Source organism: Micromonospora sp. WMMD730 (genome assembly GCF_049178955.1).
In the GTDB taxonomy this organism is placed as follows: Bacteria; Actinomycetota; Actinomycetes; order Mycobacteriales; family Micromonosporaceae; genus Micromonospora; species Micromonospora wenchangensis.
On record NZ_JBMHML010000002.1, the window covers coordinates 4,050,220 to 4,076,541 of the forward strand.

Below are 26,322 nucleotides of genomic sequence, written 5' to 3' on the forward strand. Positions count from 1 at the left end.
AGGGTCTGCTGGACGCGGAGAGGGCTGCTAGACGCCGAACCTGCTGTCGATCAGATTGAGGACCTCCTGCCGCGACGCGCCGGTCAGGTCGATTCCGGACGGCGTCGACCGGTCGTCGAGGTCGGACAGCAGGCGACCGAGCCGGTCCGTGACCTGTGGTCGGATGCCGTCGTCCGGGTCCAGGGACGCGAGCTGCGCCTCCAGTCGGGCCAGCGTCTCCAGGAGGGGCACCGGCGCGGCCTCCTGCGCCGGCACGGCCGCCGCGCGCAGATGGGCCGCCAACTCCTCGGGGTTCGGGTGGTCGAAGACCAGGGTGGGCAACAGTCGCAGGCCGGTCGCGGACTGCAGCCGGTTACGCAGTTCCACGGCCATCAGCGAGTCGAACCCGAGGTCGGTGAAGGCCCGTCCGGCACCGACGGCGTCCGGGCCCGGGTGACCCAGGACGGCCGCTGCGTGTCCGCGTACCACGTCCACCAGCACCCGGTGCTGCTCACCGGGGGACAACCCGACCAGCCGGTGCAGCACGTTGCGCTGTTCGGTGCTGCGGTGTGCCGGCGCGGGGCGCAGGCCACGCATCATGGTCGACGGGTTGTCGTTCGCGGCCGTGTCGAGACGCGCGGGCACGAGCAGGGACATGTCGGTCCGCAGTGCGGCGTCGAACAGGGCGAGTCCCTCGGCGGCGGACAGTGGCGCGACGCCGGCCCGGTCCACCCGGGCGCGGCCGGTCGCGTCCATCGCGGACGCCATCCCGTCGCTCTGCGCCCACAGCCCCCAGGCCAGTGACTGGGCGGGAAGCCCCAGCGACCGGCGGTGCGCGGCGAGGCCGTCGAGGGTGGCGTTCGCCGCCGCGTACGCGCTCTGGCCGGGGCTGCCGAGGATCCCGGCGGCGGAGGAGAACATCGTGAAGAAGGCCGGTGGCCGGTCCCTGGTCAGGTCGTGCAGGGCGATGGCGGCGTCGACCTTCGCCCGGAGCACGCCGGCGACCCGCTGCGGCGTCATCGACTCGACCACGCCGTCGTCGAGCACGCCCGCCGCGTGGACGACCCCGCCGATCCGGACCCCGGCGAGCACCCGCGCCAGCGCGTCGCGGTCGGCGGCGTCGACCGCGACGACGTGTGCCCCGAGGTGCTCGACGAGTTCCGTGGCGGCGGGCGACTCCGGCCCGCTGCGGCTGAGCACCAGCAGGTTCCGCACGCCACGGTCGACGACGAGGTGGCGGGCGACCAGCCGGCCGAGCGCGCCGGTGCCGCCGGTGATGACGACCGTTTCGTCCGGTGGCACCAGCGGTTCGTCGTCCGTCGCGGCGGGCACCGGGGTCCGCGCCAACCGGGGCACCAGCGTCCGGCCGTCGCGGACCGCGATCTGGCTCTCCCCCGCGGCGGCCAGGGCGCTCAGGGTCCGCTCGTCGTGGGTGCCGTCGGTGTCGACGAGGACGAGGCGGTCGGGGTGTTCCGACTGGGCGGAGCGCACCAGTCCCCACACTCCCGCGCCGCCCAGGTCGGACACGGCGTCGTCGGCAGTCACCGCGACCGCACCGGCCGTCTGGATCATGAGCCGTTCGTGGTCGTCGTGGTGTCCGGCGAGCCATTCCTGTATCTGCCGCAGGGCCTCGGTGACCGCGTCGCACGGGTTCGCCCCGCCGCCCCGCCGGACGTCGAAGGTGATCCCGGCGGGCTCCGGTCCGGCCGGCGTCGGCTGCCACCGTACGTGGAACATCGCTCGCCGCAGCACGGTGTCGGCCGCCACCTGTTGCGTGGTCACCGGCCGCAGCGTCAGGGAGTCCACCGCGTACACGGGGCTGCCGGCCTGGTCGAACGCGGCGACCGCGACGGTGTCCGCGCCGGTGCGACGCAGCCGCACCCGCACCGCCGTGGTGCCGGGGGCGAAAACCGCGACGCCGGTCCAGGCGAAGGGCAGGCCGGCGGCGACGAGCAGCGTGGCCGCGTGCAGGGACGCGTCCAGCAGGGCCGGGTGCACCAGGTGGCGTCCGGCCTCCTCCATCGTCACCTCGGCGTCGACGACGTCGTCGCGCCGCCACGCGGCACGCAAGCCCTGGAACGCCGGGCCGTATGCGAAGCCCTGGTCGGCGAGCCTGTCGTAGGTGCCGTCGGTGTCCACGGGCGTGGCCTGCGCCGGGGGCCAGGTCGGTTCGGCCAGGGGCAGGGGCGGCTGCCGGTCCGACAGGGTCCCGGTGGCGTGGCAGGTCCAACCGGGTTGGTCCGGTGCTCGGGAGTACACCTGCACGGTCCGCCGACCGGTGGCGTCGCCCGCTTCCAGCACGACCTGCACCGGGATCTCACCCTGGTCGGGCACCGCCATCGGCGTGGCGACGGTCAGGTCGTCGACGACGGGGCAGCCGACCAGGTGGCCGACGGTGAGGGCGAGGTCGACGAACGCCGCGCCGGGCAGGAGCACCGTCGCCCCGTACGCGTGGTCGGCCAGCCACGGCTGGGCGTGCCGGGACACCCGGCCGGTCACCACCAGCCGGTCGGTGTCGGGGGATTCCACCACCTCCCGGAGGATGTCGTGGTCGAGGGCGGACGGGCCGCGTCCGGTGTCGCGCCCCAGGCTGATGCCGCCGGCCCAGTACCGTTTGTGCTGGAAGGCGTAGGTCGGCAGGTCGATCCGCCGCCCGGTATCGCCGAGCCACGCGGTCCAGTCGACGGTCCGGCCGTCGGCGTGCGACCGGGCCAGCGCGGCCAGGAGCGCGGCCGGTTCGGCCAGCCGGCGGCGCTGCGTCGGCACCCACGGCACCGGCGCGGTGGCCAGTCCGGCCAGTACGGCGTCCGGGCCGATCTCCACGCAGGAGGTGACGTCGTGCCCGGCGAGGGCGTCGACGCAGTCGGCGAACCGGACGGTGTCCCGGACGTTGGCCACCCAGTGTTCCGGAGTGCACAGTTGCGCCGCCGTGGCGGGTTTCCCGGTCACGCCGGACAGCAGCGGCAGGACGGGCGGCCGTAGCTCCACCGTCGCCAGGACCGCACGGAAGTCGTCGAGCATGCCCTCGATCAGCGGGGAGTGGAAGGCGTGGCTGACGGCGAGCCGCGTGGTCCGGACGCCCCGGGCGGACAGGTCGGCAGCGGCCGCGAGGACCGGCTGTTCCGCTCCGGAGAGCACGACGGCGGTGGGTCCGTTCACCGCGGCGAGGGCCACCTGTGCGGACAGGTACGGTGCCACGGCCGCCTCGTCGGCGCGTACCGACACCATCGCGCCGCCGGATGGGAGTGCCTGCATCAGCCGGGCGCGGGCGGCGACCAGGCGGGCCGCGTCGGGGAGGGACAGCACCCCGGCCACGTGTGCGGCGACGAGTTCGCCGACCGAGTGGCCGAGCACCAGGTCCGGTCGGATGCCGAAGGTCCGCATCAGTTCGGTGAGCGCCACTTCGACGGCGAACAGTCCGGTCTGGGCGTACTGGGTCTGCTCGACCAGTTCCGGGGTGTCGCCCCAGACGACCTCGCGCAGCGGTCGCGGCAGGTGCCGGTCCAGTTCGGCGGTGACCGCGGCGAACGCCGCAGCGAACGCCGGGAACGCCCGGGCGAGTTCGCGGCCCATGCCCGGTCGCTGGGCGCCCTGCCCGGTGAACGCGAACGCCGTCAGCCCGGCCGGGCGCGCCTCGCCGGTGAACACGGTGGGGTCGTCGGTTCCGGCGGCCACCGCGGTGAGGCCCCGTCGCAGGTCGGTCAGGTCCGATCCGGTGACCACCGCGCGGTGCGGGAACGCCGGGCGGGTGGTCAACGTGCGGGCCACGTCGGCGGGGTCCGGTTCCGGCTGGCGGTCCAGGTGGGCCAGTAGGCGCCCGGCCTGCGTCCGCAGGGCTTCGGGCGTGTGTCCGGACACCGGCCAGACCAGGCCGGGGGGTGTCGTCACGGCGGTGTGGGGTCCGGCTGCCGGCGGGGCAGGCTCGGCCGGTGGTTCCTCGATGATGACGTGCGCGTTGGTTCCGCTGACGCCGAATCCGGAGATCCCGGCCCGCCGTGGTCGTTGTCCGCGGGGCCAGTCGCGGGGTTCGAGGAGCAGGCGTACGCCGCCGCCGGACCAGTCCACCTGGCGGCTCGGCTCGTCGACGTGCAGGGTGCGGGGCAGTCGGCCGTGCCGCATCGCGAAGATCATTTTGATGATGCCGGCGACCCCGGCGGCGGCCTGGGTGTGGCCGATGTTCGACTTGACCGAGCCCAGCCACAGCGGGCGTTCCGGGGGCCGGTCACGTCCGTAGGTGGTGAGCAGGGCCTGCGCCTCGATCGGGTCGCCGAGGGTGGTGCCGGTACCGTGCCCCTCGACCACGTCGACGTCGTCCGCGGCCAGGCCGGCGGCGGCGAGTGCCCGGCGGATCACCCGCTGCTGGGCCTTGACGCTGGGAGCGGTGAAGCCGTTGGACGCGCCGTCCTGGTTGACCGCGCTACCGCGCACGACCGCCAGCACGGTGTGCCCGTTGCGTCGGGCGTCCGACAGTCGTTCCACCACCAGGACGCCGACGCCCTCGGCGAACCCGGTGCCGTCGGCGGCCTCGGCGAAGGACCGGCACCGGCCGTCCTTCGACAGTCCCCGGCGACGACCGAACTCGATGACCGCCTCCGGGGTCGCCATGACGGCGACCCCACCCACCAGCGCCAGCCCGCACTCCCTGGCCCGTAGCGCCCCGGTGGCCACGTGCAACGCCACCAGCGACGCCGAGCAGGCGGTGTCCAGGGTCATCGCGGGACCTTCCAGACCCAGCGTGTACGAGATCCGGCCGGAGATCATCGCGCCGGTCCCGGTGCTGCCGAGGTAGTCGTGGTACATGGCGCCGACGAACACGCCGGTGTCGCTGCCCCGTAGCGTGGTCGGGTCGATCCCGGCCTGTTCGATCGCCGACCACGACACCTCCAGCAGCAGCCGCTGCTGGGGGTCCATGTCCAGGGCCTCGCGCGGTGGGATGCCGAAGAAGTCGGCGTCGAAGACCCCGGCGTCGTGCAGGAACCCGCTACCACGGGTGTAGGTGTGCCCGGGCGTTCCCGGCTCGGGGTGGTAGAGGTCCTCGGCCCAGCCCCGGTCGGTGGGCAGCGGTGTGATGCCGTCGCCGTCCTCGACGACGAACTGCCACAGTTCCTCCGGCGACCCCACCCCGCCCGGGTACCGGCACGCCATGCCCACGATGGCGATCGGCTCCCGCAGCGAGTCGGCCAGTCCGGAGTTGCGCAGGCGCAGCCGTTCGTTCTCCTTGACAGCGGCGCGGAGCGCCTGGACCAGCTTCTCGTCGCTCATCGGGACGGGACCTCCTCGTCTGGGTCGCCCGGGTGGGCACCGCCGAGTGCCATCGCGATGAGGCTGTCGGTGTCCAGGTCGTCGATCGCCTCCAGCGCACCCGTCCGGGCCGGATCGCCGGAGGCCAACGCGAGCAGCCGGTCCAACAGGCCCGATCCGCGCAGCTCACTCATCGGGATGGCGTGCAGCAACTGCCGGATCTGCTCGTCGTCGGCGGTGCCGGCGGCCGGTTCGGCCGCGGGGAACAGCACCGTGTCCAGGTGCCCGGCCAACTCGTCCACGTTGGCGTGTTCGAAGACCGTGGTGGCGGGCAGGCGCAGGCCGGTGGCGTCGTCGAGGCGGTTGCGGAACTCGACCGCCATGAGCGAGTCGAACCCGAGGTCGGTGAAGGCCCGGTGGGGGCCGATCGTCGCGGTCGTGGGGTGTCCCAGCACCGCTGCCGCGTGGCCGCGCACGAGGTCCACGAGCATCCGCCTGCGGTCCTGCGGCGGGCGTCCCGCGAGCCGGTCGCGGATGTCGTCGCGGCGGGGCTCCTGCCGTGGGGGTCGCGGCAGCAGGCTCCGCAGCACCGGTGCGGTCGCCTCCCCGGCTGTGGGGTGCAGCCGGGCCGCCACCACGACGGGCCGGGCGCAGCGCAGCGCGGCGTCGAACAGCAGCAGGCCGTCCCCGACCGACAGGGGGGTGACCCCGGCGCGGGTCGCGCGGGCGCGGTCCGCCGCCGCCATGCCGCCGGTCAGGGTCGAGGGTGTGTCCCACAGGCCCCAGACGATCGACCGGGCTGGCAGCCCTCGGGCCCACCGGCGGGTCACCAGCGCGTCCAGTGCCGCGTTGGCGGCCGCGTAGGCGGCCTGTCCGGCGTTGCCCAGGGTCCCCGCGAGCGAGGAGAACACCACGAAGAACGACAGATCCTGGTCGCGGGTCAACTCGTCCAGCCACCCGGCGGAGGTGACCTTGGTGGACATGACGCGTCGGACGCGGTCGGGGGTCAGCGACGTCACCGGGGCGTCGTCGAGCAGCGTCGCGCAGTGCACGACCCCGCCGATCCGGACACCGTCCAGGGCCCGGCCCAGCGCCGCACGATCGGACACGTCGACGGCGAGCACCCGGGCGCCCAGGTCGGCGACGAGCCCGGCGGCCTCGGGTGCGGCCGGCCCGCTGCGGCTGAGCAGCAGCAGGTCGCGGACGCCGTGCTCGGCCACGAGGTGCCGGGCGATCAGCGCGCCGAGGCCGCTGGTGCCCCCGGTGATCACGACGGTGGCCTGCGGATCGACGGCGGGAGGGTCGGCGTCGGCCGTGGTGGGCAGCAGCCGGGGCACCAGTACGCCCACGGGGCGCACCGCGATCTGGGGCTCGTCCCACCCGCAGAGGTCGGCCGGCAGCTCCCCGGTGCCGTCGGCGGGCAGGTCGGCCAGGATGAACCTGCCGGGGTGTTCGACCTGGGCGCAGCGCACCAGGCCCCAGACTGCCGCCGCGTCGGGCAGCGCCGGGTCGTCCTGCGGGGTCGTCTGGACCGCGCCGTGGGTCACGATCACCAGCGGCCGGTCGGCGGTGCCGGCCAGGCGGTGCCGGAGGATCTCCAGGACGTCTCCGGCGTCCCGACCGGTGACGTCGATCCGGTCGTGGCCGTCGGTGACGGCAGGGTCGCGGTGGTGCGGAGGTTGCCATTCGACCGCGAACAACGCGTCGCGCACCCGGCTGTCGGCCGGGTGGCCGCGCAGGGTGAGCGCCTCCACGGTCAGGACGGGGGTGCCGGTCTCGTCGGTGGCGTCGACGGACAGGGTGTCCGGGCCGGTGGGGCGCACCCTCGCGCGCAGGACCGCACCGCTCGGCGCGTGGAAGCGCAGCCCGTTCCAGAGGAACGGCACCCGGGGCCGGTGGCCGTCCGGCAGGAACACCGAGGCGTGCAGGACGGCGTCCAGCAGGGCCGGGTGGGTTCCGTAGCCCTGCGGGTCGGTGGTGGTCCGGGCCTCGACGAGGACCTCGTCGCCGACGCGCCAGGCCGACCGTAGGCCCCGGAACGTCTCGCCGTAGGCGAAGCCCCGGTCGGCGAGCCCGGGGTAGAGCCCGTCGAGGTCGATCGGCACCGCCCCGGGTGGGGGCCATTCGCCCGCCGGGCCGGCGGTCTGCGGCCCCGCCGGGGAGAGCAGGCCCGCCGCGTGCTGCGTCCACGGGCCGTCGTCGTCACCGGTCCGGGCGTAGACGGCGACCGGACGCCGGTCGGCGGCGTCCGGGCCGTCGACGGTCACCTGGATCTGCACGGTGCCGGTGGCGGGCAGGACCAGGGGGGTACGCAGCGTCAGTTCGTCGAGGGCGAGATCGTCGACGGCCCGGGCGGCGCGACGCACCAGTTCCACGAAACCGGTGGCCGGGAAGAGGTTCACGCCGTGGATGACATGGTCGGCCAGCCAGGGTTGGGCGGCGACGGACAGCCGGCCGGTGAAGACCCGGCCGCCCCGGTCGGGCAGGTCCACCCCCGCACCGAGCAGGGCATGGTCGACGGCGTCGAGGCCGGCGCGGGTGACGTCGCCGGTCGCGAGGCTGACGGCGGGCCAGAACCGGGTGGACCGGAAGGGGTACGTCGGCAGGTCGACCCGCCGGGCGCCCGGGAACAGCGCCGGCCAGTGCACCGCGACGCCGTGCACGTGGGCGCGTGCGGTCGCGGTGACCACGGTGACGTCCTCGGGCTGGTTGCGGCGGCACAGCGGGATGTTGGCCGCGGTACGGGGGCCCAGCGCCGACAGGACGGAGTCCGGCCCGATCTCCAGGGACACCGTGACGCCGAGGTCGGTCAGGCGTGCGACGCGGTCGGCGTAGCGCACCGTGTCGCGGACGTGGCGGACCCAGTAGCCGGGCTCGGTGACGTCGCCGCCGGCGACGATGTCGATCTCGGGTCGGTTGAACGTCAGCCGGACGACGACGTCCTGGAAGTCGGCGAGGACCGGCTGCATGAGGTGGGAGTGGAAGGCGTGGGACACCCGTAGCCGGGTCGACCGGTCGAATCCGGCGGCCACCCGCAGGACCGCCTCCTCCGTGCCGGCGATCACCACCGCACGGGGGCCGTTGACCGCGGCGATGGACACCTCGTCGGACAGCAGGGGCAGGACCTCCTCCTCGCCTGCCCGCAGCGCCACCATCGCCCCGCCGCCGGGCAGCGCCTGCATCAGGCGGGCGCGCTCGGCGACCAGCGTGCACGCGTCGTCGAGCGAGAGGACGCCGGCGACGTGGGCGGCGGCGATCTCGCCGATCGAGTGCCCGGCCACGTGGTCGGGCACGATTCCCCAGGACTCGGTCAGCCGGAAGAGTGCCACCTGGAACGCGAACAGGGCGGGTTGGGCGTTGCCGGTCCCGGCGAGTCGGTCCTGGTCCTGGCCGAACAGCACGTCGCGGATCGGCAGCCGGTCCAGCACCTCGTCCATGGCCTGCGCAAAGGCCGGGTACCGGCGGTACAGGTCGGCGCCCATGCCGGGCCGTTGGGAGCCCTGGCCGGAGAAGACCATCGCCAGTCGGGGCGCGGGCGCGGCGGCAGCCCGGAAGAGTCCGGCGCCCGCACCGCCGTCCGCGAGGGTCTGCAGGGCCGTGCGGAACCCGGCACGGTCGCCCGCGACGATGGCCGCACGATGCTCGAACACCGCCCGAGTCGTCGCCAACGAATACCCGACATCGACCGGATCAAGATCCACACACGACAACAACTGCTCCGCCCGGACCCGCAAGGCATCCGAACTCTTCGCCGAGATCACCCACGGCACGACCGACAGCACAGGCGACACCGGCCCGGCTGATGGCCCCGGCCCGGCTGACGGCCCCGACTCGGCTGGCCGCTCCGACTCCCGCGCCTCCTCAAGGATCACGTGAGCATTCGTCCCACTGATCCCGAACGACGACACCCCCGCACGACGAACCCGACCCACCTCCGGCCACACCCGCGCCTCACCCAACACCGCAACCCCACCACCCGACCAATCCACCTGCGACGACGGCACCACCACATGCAACGACGCCGGCAACACCCCAAACCGCAACGCCTGCACCATCTTGATCACACCCGCCACACCAGCAGCCGCCTGCGTATGACCAACATTCGACTTCACCGACCCCAACCACAACGGCCGCCCCACCACCCGACCCCGCCCATACGTCCCCACCAACGCCTGCACCTCAATCGGATCACCCAACCGCGTCCCCGTCCCATGCCCCTCCACCACATCCACATCACCCACACCCAAACCCGCCACACCCAACGCCCGACGAATCACCCGCTGCTGAGCCAACCCACTCGGCGCCGTCAACCCATTCGACGCACCATCCTGATTAACCGCACTCCCCCGCACCACCGCCAACACCCGATGACCCCGACGACGCGCATCCGACAACCGCTCCACCACCACCACACCCACACCCTCGGACCAGGCGGTGCCGGCGGCCGAGTCGGAGTAGGAGTGGCAGCGGCCGTCGGGGGACAGGCCGCCCTGCCGGGAGAACTCGATGAAGGTCGTCGGCGTGGCCATGACGGTGACGCCGCCGGCGAGGGCGACGGAGCACTCCCCGGCCTGCAGCGCCTGCGCGGCCAGGTGCAGTGCCACCAGCGACGACGAACACGCGGTGTCCACGGTGATGGCGGGCCCCTGCAGGCCCAGCGCGTAGGAGACCCGTCCGGACACCACGCTGGAGGCGCGTCCGGCGAGGGTGTAGCCCTCGACGCCGGCGGTGCTCTGTTGCAGCATTCCGTAGTCCTGGCCGTTGGTGCCGGCGAAGACCCCGGTGTCGCTGTCGCGCAGGGTGGCCGGGTCGATGCCGGCGTGTTCCAGGGCCTCCCAGGAGACCTCCAGGAGGAGCCGCTGCTGCGGGTCCATCGCGAGGGCCTCGCGTGGTGAGATGCCGAAGAACTCGGCGTCGAAGTCGGCCGCGTCGTGCAGGAAGCCGCCGCCCCGGGCATGGGTGTGGCCGGGGGCGCCCTGTCGGGGGTCGTAGAGGTCCACCGGCCAGCCGCGGTCGGTAGGGAAACCGGTGATCGCGTCGCGTTCCTCGACGACGAACCGCCACAGGTCGTCGGCCGACCGGATACCGCCGGGGTAGCGGCAGGCCATCCCCACGATCACCACCGGGTCGTCGGCGACGGCCACGACGGTCGGGGTGGACTCGGTGCGGTGGCCGCCGGTCAGCAGTTCCCGGAGGTGTTCGACGAGGCGTACGGGGGTCGGGTGGTCGAAGGCGACGGTGGTCGGCAACCGCAGGCCGGTCGCCTGGTTGAGCCGGTTGCGCAGCTGCACCGACATCAGGGAGTCGAAGCCGAGGTCGCGGAACGCGTGGTCCGCCGGGACGCGGGACGCGTCGCCGTGGCCGAGGACGAACGCTGCTTCCGCGCCGACCAGGTCCCGCAGGTAGCCGGTCTGTTCGGGGACGGACATGCCGTCGAGCCGGGCGGTGGGCGCGGGGAGTTCCGCAGGCTGCCGCGGGGTCCGCCGTTGCTCGTCGATGTCGGCGATGACCAGGAAGGTCTCGTCCCGGTCGAGGGTTTCCTGGAGGGCGTCGACGGCGGTTTCGGCCCGCATCGCGACGAGGCCCTGGCCGGCCAGCCTGCGGTTGCGTCGGTGGGCGTCCGGGGTGTCCCAGGCACCCCAGGCGATGGAGGTGGCCGTACGGCCCTCTCGGCGTCTGCGGTAGGCGAGGCTGTCGAGGAACGTGTTCGCCGCGGCGTAGGCGCCCTGCCCCGCGTTGCCGAGGACACCGGCGACGGAGGAGAACAGGACGAACGCCGAGAGGTCGAGGTCCCGGGTCAGCTCGTGCAGGTTGGTCGCCGCGTCGATCTTCGGCCGCAGGACGGCGTCGAGGCTGGCCGGGGTGATGTCGGCCAGCACGGCGTCGTCGAGCACCATGGCGCAGTGGAACACCGCGGTGAGCGGGAACTGCTCGGGTACCTCGGTGAGCACCCGGGTCAGGGCCTCGCGGTCGGCGGCGTCGCAGGACACGATGGTGACGCGGGTGCCCAGTCCGGTCAGCTCCGTGGTGAGTTCGGCGGCGTTCTCGGCGTCGGGACCGCGCCGGCTCAGGAGCAGCAGGTGTTCGACGCCGTTGCGGGCCAGCCACCGCGCGACGTGTCGGCCGACGGCTCCGGTTCCCCCGGTCACGAGCGCCGTTCCGGAGGGTTTCCACCGTCGGCGGGCTGGGGTGGTGGTGTGCCGGGCCGCCGGGCTCATCCGCCGGGCGTACGTTCCGCCGGCCCGGACGGCGAACCGGTCGGCGCGGCCGCGGCGGGTCAGGATCCGGCACAGGCGGGCGGTGACCTGGTCGTCGCCGGGTGATCCGGGTAGGTCGACGAGGCCGCCCCAGCGGTCCGGCAGTTCGAGGGCGGCCACGGCACCCAGGCCCCAGACCAGGGCGTCGGTGGTGCCCGTCACGGGGTCGGTGGGTTCTGCCGGTACCGCCCCGTCGGTCAGCAGCCACAACGGCGCTGCGCTCCCGGTGTCCTCGATCGCTTGGACGAGGGCCACCGTGGCGGCCAGCCCGGCGGGCACGCCGGGGTGGTCGGGCAGCGGTTCGTCGGCGGCGGCAAGGAAGGACAGCACGCCGCGCAGATCGCTCCCGGCGGAGGTGATCAGGTCGACCAGCTCGGTCCGGCAGGTGGTGCCGGCCGGCACGTCGGCGTGGATGACGTCGATGCCGTGGGTGGTGAGCGCCTCGGCCCAGGCGGTCCCCCACGGGTCGCCGGCCGTCAGCACCAGCCATGTTCCGGGCAGTGCGGTGCCGTCGCCGGTTCCTGCGGACGGCGGTGCGGTGTCGACGTCCGTGGGTTGCCAGACGACGTGGTGACGCCAGGCGGCGGAGGTGGGCCGCGCACGCTCCACCGTGGTCAGCCAGAAGTGTTCGTGTTGGAAGGGATACGTCGGCAACGCCACCCGAGCACCACCCACCAACGCCGCACCCCAATCAACCCCCACACCCGCCACAAACACCTCACCCAACGACAACAAAAACCGCCCCCAACCACCCTCACCACGACGCAACGTCCCCACCACCACACCCCCACCACCCCCCGCCTCCACCACCTCCTCCACCGCACCCGTCAACACCGGATGCGGACTCACCTCAACAAAAACCCGAAACCCCTCACCCACCAACCCCTCCACCGCACCCGCAAAACCCACCACCTCCCGCAAATTACGACACCAATACCCCGCCCCCAACTCACCCCCATCAACCACCCCACCCACCACCGTCGAATAAAACGGAACCCCACCCGACACCGGCACCACCGACCCCAACTCCACACCCAACCGACCCACCACCCCATCCACCCCAGACGAATGCGCCGCATAATCCACATCAACCACCCGCACCCACACCCCCAACTCCCCACACCGCACCACCAACTCCCCCAACGCCCCCACCTCACCCGACACCACCACCGACGACGGACCATTCACCGCCGCCACCACCACCCGACCCCCCAACCCCACCAACAAACCCTCCACCACACCCACCGAAACCCCCAACACCGCCATACCACCCCCACCCGACAACCCCCGCAACAACCGACTCCGCACCGCCACCACCCGCGCCGCATCCCCCAAACTCAACACCCCCGCCACACACGCCGCCGCAATCTCACCCTGCGAATGCCCCACCACCACATCCGGCACCACCCCAAACACCCGCCACACCTCAGCCAACGACACCATCACCGCAAACAACACCGGCTGCACCACATCAACCCGATCCAAACCCACCCCACCCGACACCACCTCCAACAAATCCCACTCCACAAAAGGAGCCAACGCCACCGCACACTCACCCATACGCGCCGCAAAAACCGGCGACGACACCAACAACTCCGCCGCCATACCCACCCACTGCGAACCCTGACCCGGAAACACAAAAACCACACCCCCACCACCACCCGCAACACCACCCACCACATTCGCCGACGCACCGCCGTCCGCGAGGGTCTGCAGGGCCGTGCGGAACCCGGCACGGTCGCCCGCGACGATGGCCGCACGATGCTCGAACACCGCCCGGGTCGTCGCCAACGAATACCCGACATCGACCGGATCAAGATCCACACACGACAACAACTGCTCCGCCCGCGCCCGCAGGGCATCCGGACTCTTCGCCGAGATCACCCACGGCACGACCGACGGAACAGGCGACACCGGCCCGGCTGACGGCCCCGACTCGGCTGGCCGCTCCGACTCCCGCGCCTCCTCAAGGATCACGTGAGCATTCGTCCCACTGATCCCGAACGACGACACCCCCGCACGACGAACCCGACCCACCTCCGGCCACACCCGCGCCTCACCCAACACCGCAACCCCACCACCCGACCAATCCACCTGCGACGACGGCACCACCACATGCAACGACGCCGGCAACACCCCAAACCGCAACGCCTGCACCATCTTGATCACACCCGCCACACCAGCAGCCGCCTGCGTATGACCAACATTCGACTTCACCGACCCCAACCACAACGGCCGCCCCACCACCCGACCCCGCCCATACGTCCCCACCAACGCCTGCACCTCAATCGGATCACCCAACCGCGTCCCCGTCCCATGCCCCTCCACCACATCCACATCACCCACACCCAAACCCGCCACACCCAACGCCCGACGAATCACCCGCTGCTGAGCCAACCCACTCGGCGCCGTCAACCCATTCGACGCACCATCCTGATTAACCGCACTCCCCCGCACCACCGCCAACACCCGATGACCCCGACGACGCGCATCCGACAACCGCTCCACCACCACCACACCCACACCCTCGGAGAAGCCCGTGCCGTCCGCCGCGTCCGAATAGGGCCGGCACCGCCCGTCGGGGGACAACGCACGTTGGTGACCGAAGTCCACGTAGAGACCGGGGGTGGACATGATGGTGGCGCCGCCGGCCAGGGCCAGCGAGCACTCCCCGGCCTGCAGCGCCTGCGCGGCCAGGTGCAGTGCCACCAGCGACGACGAACACGCGGTGTCCACGGTGACCGCCGGGCCTTCCAGACCCATGACGTAGGAGACCCGGCCGGAGGCGACGCCGCCGGTCGTGCCCGAGCTGAGGTAGCCGGCCACGGCGTCGGGCGGCACGTCCACGCGGATGCCGTAGTCGTGATACATCAGGCCGGTGAACACCGCGGTGTCGCTGCCGCGCAGGGTGGCCGGGTCGATGCCGGCGTGTTCCAGGGCCTCCCAGGAGACCTCCAGCAGGTGCCGTTGTTGCGGGTCCATCGCGAGTGCCTCGCGGTGGGAGATGCCGAAGAAGTCGGCATCGAAGTCGGCCGCGTCGTGCAGGAAGCCGCCGCCCCGGGCGTAGGTGTGTCCGGAGCTGCCCGGCTCCGGGTCGTACAGGTCGTCGGGCCAGCCGCGGTCGGTCGGGAAGCCGGTGATCGCGTCGCCCTCCTCGACGACAAACCGCCACAGGTCGTCGGCCGAGCGGATGCCACCGGGGTAGCGGCAGGCCATCCCCACGATCACCACCGGGTCGTCGGCGGTGGCCCGGTTACCGGTGACGGCCTGGCGGCCGGGTGCGGAGGGGGTGTGCCGTCCGCCGGTCAGCTGCTGGCGCAGGTACTCCGCGAGGGTGCCCGGATCGGGGTGGTCGAAGACCAGGGTGGCGGGCAGCCGCAGGCCGGTGGCCCTGCCGAGCCGGTTGCGGAACTCGACCGCGAGCAGCGAGTCGAAGCCGATCTCCTTGAACGCCCGGTCGGGCCGGATCAGGTCGGGGCTGTCGTGGCCGAGGACGGTGGCGGCGTGCGTGCGGACCAGGTCGAGCACCAGTCGTTGTTGCTCCTCGGCCGGTCTGCGGGCGAGCCGGCCGTCGAGCCGGTGCGGTGGGGAGGCGGGTGTGGTGGTGCGGCCGCGCAGCAGCGGGGAGGTCTCGTCTCCCGGTGTGCGGGTGAGCCGGGCCGCGACGAGTTCGGGCACGGGGGTCCGCAGGGCCGCGTCGAACAGCCGCAGGCCGTCGCCGACGGAGAGGGGGTGTACGCCGGCGCGGGCCAGTCGGGCCCGGTCGGCGTCGGTCATCGCCTCGGTCAGGCTGGTGTTCACCTCCCACAGGCCCCAGGCGATCGACTGTGCCGGCGCGCCGTGGGCGTGCCGACGCCGGGCGAGGCTACCGAGTGCGGCGTTGGCGGCGGCGTACGCGGCCTGCCCCGCGTTGCCCAGGACGCCGACGACGGAAGAGAACAGCACGAAGAACGCCAGGTCCTGGTCGCGGGTCAGTTCGTCGAGCAGGACGGCCGAGGTGACCTTGGCGGCCATCACGCGGGCCAGTCGGTCCGGGGTGAGTGACGTGAGGGGGGCGTCGTCGAGGATGCCCGCCGCGTGCACGATGCCACCCACGCGTACGCCGCGCAGCGCCTCGCCCAGTGCGGCCCGGTCCGCCACGTCGACGGCCACGATGTCGGCGTCCAACTCCGCTGCCAGGTCGGCTGCCCCCGGGGCGGCCGGTCCGCTACGGCTGAGCAGCAGCAGGCGGCGTACCCCGTGGTCGGCCTTCAGCCGACGGGCGATCAGGGCGCCCAGGGTGCCCGTACCGCCGGTGACGACGACGGTGGACTGCGGGTCGACGGTGAGCGGGGTGTCGCCGGGGTGCGCGGGGACGAGCCGTGGCACGTGGGCGACGCCGTCGCGGAAGGCGAGTTGTGGTTCGTCCCAGCCGGCGACGTCGGGCGGCACGGCGCCGCCGTCGGAGTCCACCAGCACGAAGCGGCCCGGGTGTTCGGCCTGCGCCGACCGGACGAGGCCCCACACGGCGGCGCTGTCGAGGCCGGGTGGTTCGTCGTCCGCCGTGACGGCGCACGCCTGTCGGGTGGTGAGCACCAGTGGTTCGGGTGGGCCGGTCAGCCGCCGCTGCAGGATGTCCAGTACTGCTGCGGCGTCCTGGCCGGTGACGTCGACGACGTCGCCGGTGCCGGTGGCGGTCGGCGGGTCGAACCGCTGCCACGCGACGGTGAACAGGGCCCCGCCGGGCACACCGTCGCCGGCCGGGGCGCGCAGGGTCAACGCGTCGACGGTCAGCACGGGTGCGCCGGTCTGGTCGACGGCGTCGATCGCCACGGCGTCGGGTGCGACGCGGCGTAGTCGGGCGCGCAGCGCCGATCCGGCTGGTGCGTGCACGCTGACGCCGGTCCAGACGAACGGCAGGCCGTCTGCGGTCCCGCCGTCGAGCAGCGTCGCGGCGTGCAGCACGGCGTCGAGCAGCGCCGGGTGTACGGTGTGCCCGCCGGTGGCCAGGTCGGTGCTCGTCTCGACGGTCACGTCGCCGTCGTGCGACCAGGCCGCGTCCAGGCCCCGGAACGCCGGCCCGTACTGGAATCCGCGTTCGTCGAGTTCCTCGTAGAGACCGGTCAGCGGGATCTCGGTGCCCTCGGTGGCGGGGTGGTCGTCCGGTGGCCGCTGGGGCTCGCGGCTCAGGGTGCCGGTGGCGTGGCAGGTCCACGCGGGTGAGCCGGTGGCGTCCGTCCGGGCGTTGATCCGCACCGGGCGTTGATCCGGTTGGTCGGCGGGGTCGATGACGACCTGCACCTCGACGGTTCCCGACGGGGGGAGCACCAGTGGGGTGGACAGGGTCAGTTCGGCGATGCGGGGGTATCCGGCGAGTTCACCGGCGGTCGCCGCGAGGTCGAGGAAACCGGTGCCGGGGAAGAGGACGTCTCCGCGTACCTTGTGGTCGGCCAGCCAGGGGTGGGTCCGGTGCGACATCGCGCCGAGCAGCACCAGGCGGTCCGGGTCGGGGGTGCTCACCAGGGCCCGGAGGATGTCGTGCTCGATCCGGTCCAGACCGGTGCCGGTGCCGATGGTCGGCGGGCCGGTGGTGTCGGTGTGCCAGAAGTGTTCGTGTTGGAAGGGATACGTCGGCAACGCCACCCGAGCACCACCCACCAACGCCGCACCCCAATCAACCCCCACACCCGCCACAAACACCTCACCCAACGACAACAAAAACCGCCCCCAACCACCCTCACCACGACGCAACGTCCCCACCACCACACCCCCACCACCCCCCGCCTCCACCACCTCCTCCACCGCACCCGTCAACACCGGATGCGGACTCACCTCAACAAAAACCCGAAACCCCTCACCCACCAACCCCTCCACCGCACCCGCAAAACCCACCACCTCCCGCAAATTACGACACCAATACCCCGCCCCCAACTCACCCCCATCAACCACCCCACCCACCACCGTCGAATAAAACGGAACCCCACCCGACACCGGCACCACCGACCCCAACTCCACACCCAACCGACCCACCACCCCATCCACCCCAGACGAATGCGCCGCATAATCCACATCAACCACCCGCACCCACACCCCCAACTCCCCACACCGCACCACCAACTCCCCCAACGCCCCCACCTCACCCGACACCACCACCGACGACGGACCATTCACCGCCGCCACCACCACCCGACCCCCCAACCCCACCAACAAACCCTCCACCACACCCACCGAAACCCCCAACACCGCCATACCACCCCCACCCGACAACCCCCGCAACAACCGACTCCGCACCGCCACCACCCGCGCCGCATCCCCCAAACTCAACACCCCCGCCACACACGCCGCCGCAATCTCACCCTGCGAATGCCCCACCACCACATCCGGCACCACCCCAAACACCCGCCACACCTCAGCCAACGACACCATCACCGCAAACAACACCGGCTGCACCACATCAACCCGATCCAAACCCACCCCACCCGACACCACCTCCAACAAATCCCACTCCACAAAAGGAGCCAACGCCACCGCACACTCACCCATACGCGCCGCAAAAACCGGCGACGACACCAACAACTCCGCCGCCATACCCACCCACTGCGAACCCTGACCCGGAAACACAAAAACCACACCCCCACCACCACCCGCAACACCACCCACCACATTCGCCCGGTTCACGTCCATCCCGTTGCCGGCCACCTCGAGCAGACCCGAGCGCAGCTCGTCGCCCGTACCCACCACGACCGCCCGGGCATCGAACACCGACCGCAACCCCAGCGAGAAGGCGACGTCCACGTCGGTCGAACCGCCGAGCGCGTCCGCCAGTCCGCCCGCCACCGCGCGCAGCCCCGCCTCCGACCGGGCGGACAGCACCCACGGAACCACCGCAGCGGGCACCGGAACGTCGGACGGCGTCGGCTCTGCCGGTTCCTCTGCCGGTGCCTCCAGGATCACGTGCGCGTTGGTCCCGCTGATCCCGAACGAGGAGACGGCGAACCGCCGTGGGCGGCCGGTGTCCGGCCAGGGGGTCGGTTCGCGCAGCAGCGCGACGCCGCCCGTCGCCCAGTCGATCCGGGGTGAGGGCACGTCGGCGTGCAGGGTCCGGGGCAGTGTGCCCCGTCCCATCGCGCCGATCATCTTGATGACGCCGCCGATGCCGGCGGCGGCCTGGGTGTGGCCGATGTTGGACTTCAGCGAACCGAGCCACAGCGGCCGGCCGGGCGGCCGGTGCCGGCCGTAGGTGGCCAGGAGGGCCTCGGCCTCGATCGGGTCGCCGAGCCGGGTGCCGGTGCCGTGGGCCTCCACGGCGTCGACGTCCTGCGCCGTGAGGCCGGCGACGTCGAGCGTCTGCCGGATGAGGGCTTCCTGGGCGGCACCGTTGGGGGCGGTCAACCCGTTGCTGGCCCCGTCGGAGTTGATCGCCGAACCGCGGAGCACGGCAAGCGGCCGGTGTCCGTTGCGACGGGCGTCGGAGAGTCGCTCCAGCACCAGCACGCCGGCCCCCTCGGCCCAGGCGGTGCCGTCGGCGTCGGCGCCGAACGCCTTGCACCGGCCGTCGGGGGCGAGGCCACGCTGCCGGCTGAACTCGACGAACATGCCCGGTCCGGCCATCACGGTCACGCCGGCGGCCAGCGCGAGGGTGCATTCCCCCTGCCGCAGGGACTGGGCGGCGAGGTGCATGGCGACCAACGACGACGAGCAGGCCGTGTCGACGGTGACGGCGGGTCCGGCGAGACCCAGGGCGTAGGCGATCCGGCCGGAGACGACACTCACCGTGCCACCGGTCAGCCGGTAGCCGTCCGAGCCCTCGCCGGTGGCGTCGAGGCGGGGGCCGTACTCCTGGTCGGTGGCGCCGACGAAGACACCCACGCGGCTGTCGGTGAGGCTGAGGGGGTCGATGCCCGCGCGTTCGATGCCTTCCCAGGACACCTCCAGCAGGACGCGCTGCTGGGGGTCCATCGCCGCGGCTTCGCGGGGGCTGATGCCGAAGAACTCGGCGTCGAAGGCCGCCGCGTCGTGCAGGAAGCCGCCGTGGCGGGCGTAGGAGGTGCCGGGCCGGTCCGGGTCGGGGTCGAAGAGGCGTTCCAGGTCCCATCCCCGGTCGGTCGGCAGCGGGGTGATGGCGTCGGTGCCCTCGTCGACCAGCCGCCACAGGTCCTCCGGGGAGCGGACGCCGCCGGGGTAACGGCAGGCCATGCCGACCACCACGACCGGGTCGTCCGTGGTCGGTGCCGTCACCGGTGGCCGTGGTGGCGCAGCGGAATCGCCGGTGGGTTCCGCGCGCAGGAACTCCGCGAGGTCGGCGGGGGTGGGGTACCGGAACGTCAGGCCGGTGGCGAGTTGCCGGCCGGTGGCGGTGCTCAGCCGGGCGGTGAGGCTGGTGACGCCCATCGAGTCGAGCCCGAGGTCCTCGAAGGTGCGGTGCGGGTCGACCGCGTCACCTGTCGCGTGTCCGAGTTCCGCCGCCACGGTGGCACGGACCAGGTCGAGGGTGTCCGGGGCCGGGCCGCCCGGCGCGGTCGGCGCGGGGACCTCCCCCACCCAGTACCGCTCGCGGGTGAACGCGTAGGTGGGCAGGTCGACGTATCCCGCCGGGTCGGGTTGCAGGTCGGCCAGCCAGGCGGTGCCGGTGTCGGTGTCGGCGCGACCGGCGGCGATCGCGGCCAGCGCGTCGCGGCGTCCGGCGGCCTCGGGTGCGTCGATGACGGCGTGGTGGGCGAACCGTGTCCTGGTCAGGGCAAGGGAGCGGCCGACCGCGTCGGGGTCCGCGTCGGGGTGTTCCTGGAGCCAGGTGATCAGGGCTGCGGCCTGGGCCCGCAGGGCCTGCGGCGTCGGGGCCGAGATCAGCCAGGGCACGGGCGTGCCGGGCCGGGCCGGCGGCCGGTGGATGGTCGACGGGGGCGCGTCGGTGAGGACGAGGTGGCAGTTCACCCCGCCCATGCCGAAGGAACTCACACCGCCGAGCAGCCGCCCGTCGGCCGGCCACGGTTGCAGGGTGGTCTGTACCCGCAGTCGCAGGTCGTCGAGCGGGATCTCAGGGTTCGGCCGGGTGAAGTTGAGGCTCGGCGGTAGTTGGCGGTGCCGCAGGCTCAGCACGAGCTTGAGCAGTCCGACCACTCCGGCCGCACCCTCGAGGTGTCCGACGTTGGTCTTGGCCGAACCCACCAGCAGCGGCCGGTCGGCCGGGTGGTGGCGGCCGACGGCCGCGCCGAGCGCCCGGGCCTCGATCGGGTCACCGACCCTGGTGCCGGTGCCGTGCAGTTCGACGTACTGCACGTCGGCGGGGTCGACGCCGGCCTGTCGGTGGGCCTGTTCGATGACCTCCCGTTGGGCGTTCGGGCTGGGCACGGTGAACTGGTGGTCGCCGCCGTCGTGGTTGACCGCGCCGCCGAGGATGACGGCGTGGATCCGGTCGCCGTCCGCGGCCGCCCGGGACAGCAGTTTGAGCACCACGACGACGCCGCCTTCGCCGCGGACGTAGCCGTTGGCCCGTTCGTCGAAGGTGTGGCAGCGCCCGTCGGGCGACAGGCCGCCGAAGCGGGCCGCGCCGAGGGTGGTCTCGGCTCGGATGGCGATGTTGACGCCGCCGGCGATGGCCGCAGTGGACTCACCCCGGCGCAGGCCCTCGCACGCCTGGTATACGGCGACGAGGGAGGACGACTGGGCGCTGTCGACCGTCGTGCTGGGTCCGCGCAGGCCGAGGAAGTGCGATACGCGGTTGGCGATGATGCCGCGGCCGGTGCCGGCGAGGGCGTGCTGGTCGACGGCCTCCGGGTCGGCCTGCAGCACCAGCGTCGCGTAGTCGTCCCACATCGCTCCGACGTGGACGCTGGTGGCGGTGTCGCGGAGCCGGGCGGGCGGGATCCTGGCGTCCTCGAGGGCCTCCCAGCTCAGTTCGAGCAGCAGCCGCTGCTGCGGGTCCATGGCCGCGGCGGCGCGGGGCGAGATGCCGAAGAAGTCGGCGTCGAAGGTGTCGATCGTGTCGAGGAACGCTCCGAAGCGGTGCGGCAGCGGGGGGCCGGGCCAGCGTCCGGGTGGTGCCTCGCCGACCGCGTCGAGCCCGTCGGTGAGCAGACGCCAGAAGTGGCGGGGGGTCGGGGCCTTCGGCAGGCGGCAGGCCACCCCGATGACGGCGACGGGTTCATCCGCCGTACTGCCCGTACCGGCCGTCATCACGGTGCCGGGCGGGTCGGCTCGGCGGTCGCCGGCTGCGCCGGGCGCAGCGGTGGGGGTGCCGACATGTGCACCGTCCGGTGGGCGATGCGCCAGCGTGTCCCCTCGCGGCGGAGCCGGTCCACGTAGTTGCCCAGCCGGCGCAGTCCGAACTGCCCGTCGGTGTAGAGGCCGGTCACCGTGACGATCGAGTACACCTCGGCGGTGGTCGGTCCGAGTGCGGTGATCAGGAGGTTGGACGTCACGTGCCGGAACATCACGCCGACCTCGTCGCGGGCGTGGTTCCACTGGTAGCTGAAGCCCATCATGATCTGCTCCGGGGTGGTGAGCACGCTGGGGTAGCCCTCCGGGGGTGGGTCCATCTGGAAGACGGCGTCGGCGGTGTAGAGGGTCCGGAGCGTGTCGAAGTCGCCGGCGTCCAGCAGCAGTCCGGCGGCGACCACCACGTCCTGGATGGCGGCCCGGTCCCGCAGCGCCCGGGCGTCGAGGAGTTCGGTCTCGCCCGGATCCAGCCAGTCTGATCTGCTCATGACGTCCCTCCCGTGGCGCTGACGCGCCGGATTCCGTCCAGCCATGTCCACATGGCGGCAGCGGTGCTGTCGGCGTACTCGCCGACCATCGTGCAGTGGTCTCCCGGCACCTCACCGGCCTCGTGGTCACCCGGCCACCGGGAGCGCCAGTCGCCGGTGACGGGCGGCTCGTCCGGCGATCCGGGTACCGGCTGGAGGGGGCGCAGGAACAGGGTGCGGGTCCGCACCGGTTCGGGTCGCCAGCCGCGGAACATGCGGCGGTAGCTGCCGAACGTGGTGAGGGACGTGAAGTCCGGGGTGGCGAAGGTCGCCCGGCGGACGACCAGTTCGTAGTTCATGGCGCGCCGCAGGGCCGGGGACATGCCGTCGGGCGGATAGGTGTCCAGCAGGACCAGGGCCAGCGGTGGTGTCCCCGCCTGCTCCAGAGCGTGCGTCACCGCGTGGGCGAGCCATCCTCCCGAGGAGTAGCCGAGCAGGACGGGCGCCTGGTCACCGGGACGTCCGAGGACGTAGCGGGTGAGCACTCCGACCAGTGCCTCGACGGTCGTGGCCAGGGGGTCGCCGGTGCGGAACCCGGGTACCGGCAGCACCGAGAGGTTCGTGCGGCCCTGGAGGTAGTCGGCCAGCCGGGCGAACTGGATGGCCGCTTCGACGGGCGCGAACGGCGGCACGGCGAACACCGTCGGTCCCTGTTCGCCACGGGCCAGGTCGACGAGGGCCGCGTCGGGGCCGAAGTCGGCGGCGGAGTCGAACGTCTCGCGCAGCGCGGCCGCGCCGACGCACAGCGATTCGATCGCGTTCATGTCGCCCCGCAGGGCGAGCCGCCGGTAGATGTCGTGCAGACCGCCGTCGGTGGGTGCGGTGGCGTTCGCGGCGTCACCGCGCAGCAGTGCCAGCAGGTGGTCGGCCAGGGCCAGCGGGGTTTCGTGGTCGTAGATCAGGCCGGGGGGTAGCGGCAGGTCGGTCACCTTGGTCAGTCGGTCGCGTAGCGCGACGGCGCGTAGCGAGTCGAAGCCGAGTTCCCGCAGCGGGCGGTGCGGTTCGACGGAGTCCGGTGAGGGGTGGCCCAGTTCGGTGGCGATCTCCGCGCGGACGGTCCGCAGCAGCAGGTCGGTCTGCTGCTGGCCGGACCGGGCGGCCAGGCGGGTGCGCAGGTCCGTCCGGGCGGGCCGGTCGGTGGTTTCCGACGGTGGCGGTGCCAGTTCGGTGATCAGGGGGCGGGGGCGGGCGGCGGTGTAGGTGGCGGCGAAGCGGGGCCAGTCGATGTCGGCGATGACCGGGACCGGGTTCGTGGTCGCGACCGCGCGGGACATCGCGTGGAGGGCGGTGTCGGGCCGCATCGACCGTACGCCCCGCACGGCGTAGTGGTCGCCGGCCCGTTCGGCCATACCCGGCCCGGCCCATGCTCCCCAGGCGATCGAGGTGGCGGCCTGCCCCCGTGCCCGTCGGCGCTGAGCGATGGCGTCGAGGGCGGCGTTGGCGGCGCTGTACCCGGCCTGGGAGCCGCTGCCCCAGATCCCCGCCGCGGAGGAGAACAGGACGAACGCGTCGAGGTCGTCGTCGCCGGTCAGCGCGTCCAGTACGGCGGCGCCGGCCACTTTGGCGTCGAGTGCCCCGGCGAGGTCGGTCACCTCCGTCTCGGTGACCGTCGCGGGCGGCTGGGGGGTCGCGGCGGTGTGGATGACGGCCCGCAGCGGTCGTCCGGTGGCCCGTAGTCGCGCCAGCAGGGCGGCCATCGCGGCCCGGTCCCGCACGTCGGCCGCCACAACGGTGGTCTCGACGCCAGTCGCGGCGAGGTCGTCGAGCAGGGTCGCGACGCCGGGTGCCCGGGGTCCCCGCCGGGACAGGAGGACCAGGTGTTCGGCGCCGGCGGTGGCGAGCCAGCGGGCGACCTGGCCGCCGAGGCCGCCGGTGCCGCCGGTGACCAGCACGGTTCCGTTCGGCCGCCACGGTGTCGCGGCGGCCGGGGCACTCGCCCGGACGAGCCGGCGGACGTGGCGTCCGCCGGGGCGCAGGGCGATCTGGTCCTCACCCGGGTCGAGCGCCAGCAGGCCGGGCAGTGCGGCGAGGTCGGCGTCCGACGGTGCGGCGGGCAGGTCGATCAGGCCACCCCAGCGATCCGGCTGTTCGAGGCCGATCACCCGGCCCAGGGCGGCGACCGCCGCGCCGGCGACGGTGGTGACGGGTTCACCGGCGACAGACGTCGCACCTGCCGTCACGTACCACACGGGTGCGGGGATGCCGGCGTCGGTGAGGGCCTGGGCGAGGGTCACCGACCTGGTCAGTGCCGCCAGTTCGGTGTCCGCGCCGTCCGGGAGCCACAGGATGCCCGCCGGCTCGGTGGGCAGGGCTGTCAGCCGGGCCGCCAGGGCCTGTCGTGTCGCGCCGTCGTCGGTCAGCCAGGTGACGGTCATCCCGGCCGTGCCGCAGGCGGTCGACACTCGGTCGGCCAGTTCCGGGTCGGCGGCGACGAGCAGCCAGGTGCCGTCGGGGCCATGGGTCGGCTGCGGGGTGGTCAGGGGTTCCCAACGGATCTCGTAGTGCCAGTCGTACCCGTCGGCAGTGGGGCGCGGGGTGGACGCCGGGGTCGGTTCGGGCCAGTAGCGGCGTCGTTGGAAGGCGTAGGTGGGCAGTTCGGCCGGGGTGCCGGCCGGGTGCGGTGGGACGACGGCAGCCACCGGCCCGCCGTGGACGAACAGGTCCGCCATGGCCTGGTCGACGGTGGCGGCCTGGTCGGTGTCGCGGCGTTGGAGGGGCACGACCGCGCGGCGCGGGGACGGTGGCAGGCACTCGCGGACCAACGTGGACAGCACCGCGTCGGGGCCGGCCTCGACGTAGGTGGTGACGCCGGCGGCGTCCAGTGAGCGCAGGGCGTCGGCGAAGCGGACGGTGCGGCGTACGTTGTCCAGCCAGTACCGGGGGGTGGCGAGTTCCGTGCCGGAGGTGATCCGGCCGGTGGTGGCGGAGACGAAGGCGATGGCGGGCTGGCCGAACGTGACGCCGGACAGCACGTCGGCGTACCGGTCGAGCATGGGGTCGATCGCAGCCGAGTGGAACGCGTGGGTGACCGTCAGCCGGGTGGTCCGCCAGCCGCGGGCGGTGAACACCTGCTCGGCGGCGCTCACGTCGGCGTCGGTGCCGGACACCACCACCGACGACGGGGCGTTGACGGCGGCGACGTCGACGGGCCGGTCGAGGGTGCCCAGTGCGGTGAGCACGTCGACCTCCCCGGCGCGGACCGCGCTCATGACGCCGCCGGGTGGTAGTTGCTGCATGAGGGAGCCGCGGGCGGCCACCAGGGTGGCCGCGTCCGGGAGGGAGAGCACTCCGGCGACGTGGGCGGCGGTGATCTCGCCGAGGGAGTGGCCGAGTACGTAGTCGGCGGTGTGGCCGAACGACTCGTACAGCCGGAACAGCGCGACCTCGACGGCGAACAGCGCGGGCTGGGCGTAGCCGCTCGTGTCCAGCTCAGCGGCGTGAGGGGTGGCCGGGGCCGCGAACACGACGTCGCGCAGGGGGATCGCCAGCGTGCTGTCGAAGTGCCGGCACACCGCGTCGAACGCCTGGGCGAAGGCGGGGAACCGCTCGTACAGGTCGCGGCCCATGCCGGGTCGTTGCGCGCCCTGCCCGGTGAACAGCACGGCGGCGCGGACGGTGCCGCGACGTCCGACGTGGACGGCGGGGGTGGGTTCCCCTGCGGCCAGGGACCGGAGCGCGGCGAGCCGGTGCTCGCGGTCCTGGCCGGTGACGACGGCCCGGTGGTCGAACAGTGTCCGGTGGGCCGCCAGCGTGTGGGCCACGGCGGGGTCTCTCAGGTGCGGGTGGGTGGTGAGGTGGGCGTGCAGCGTCGCGGCCTGGGCGCGCAGTGCGGCGGCGCTCCTGGCGGACAGGATCCACGGGTGGTGGCCTGCCGGTTCGTCGGTGTCGGCGGGCGGGTCGGTCGCCTGTTCGAGGACGACGTGGGCGTTGGTGCCGCCGATGCCGAAGGAGGACACGGCGGCGCGGCGGGGCCGGTCGGTGTCGGGCCAGTCCCGGTGGTCGTGCAGGAGTTCGACCGCGCCCTGCGTCCAGTCGACGTGTGACGACGGCGGTGTCGCGTGCAGGGTCGCCGGGAGCTGGCCGTGCCGCATGGCCTGGACCATCTTGATGACGCCGGCCACACC

General features: G+C 73.1%; 2 protein-coding genes and 2 pseudogenes (1 of these 4 only partly in view). All 4 read right to left on the reverse strand.

Annotated features, from left to right (window positions below):
* Positions 1-27 precede the first annotated feature (27 nt).
* A pseudogene (locus ACN265_RS17740) lies at positions 28-5,238 on the reverse strand (SDR family NAD(P)-dependent oxidoreductase); the annotation flags it as partial.
* Positions 5,238-21,629, reverse strand: a complete 16,392-nt coding sequence (locus tag ACN265_RS17745) for an SDR family NAD(P)-dependent oxidoreductase (RefSeq protein WP_421408595.1) — start codon at positions 21,627-21,629, stop codon at positions 5,238-5,240. The gene ACN265_RS17745 and the pseudogene ACN265_RS17740, both read right to left, overlap by 1 nt.
* On the reverse strand, positions 21,629-22,159 hold the full coding sequence (locus tag ACN265_RS17750; RefSeq protein WP_357933476.1) for a nuclear transport factor 2 family protein: 531 nt from the start codon (positions 22,157-22,159) through the stop codon (positions 21,629-21,631). The genes ACN265_RS17745 and ACN265_RS17750 overlap by 1 nt, the downstream gene beginning before the upstream one ends.
* Positions 22,156-26,322: pseudogene (locus ACN265_RS17755) on the reverse strand (SDR family NAD(P)-dependent oxidoreductase); its annotated part runs 1,026 nt beyond the window's last position; the annotation flags it as partial. The gene ACN265_RS17750 and the pseudogene ACN265_RS17755, both read right to left, overlap by 4 nt.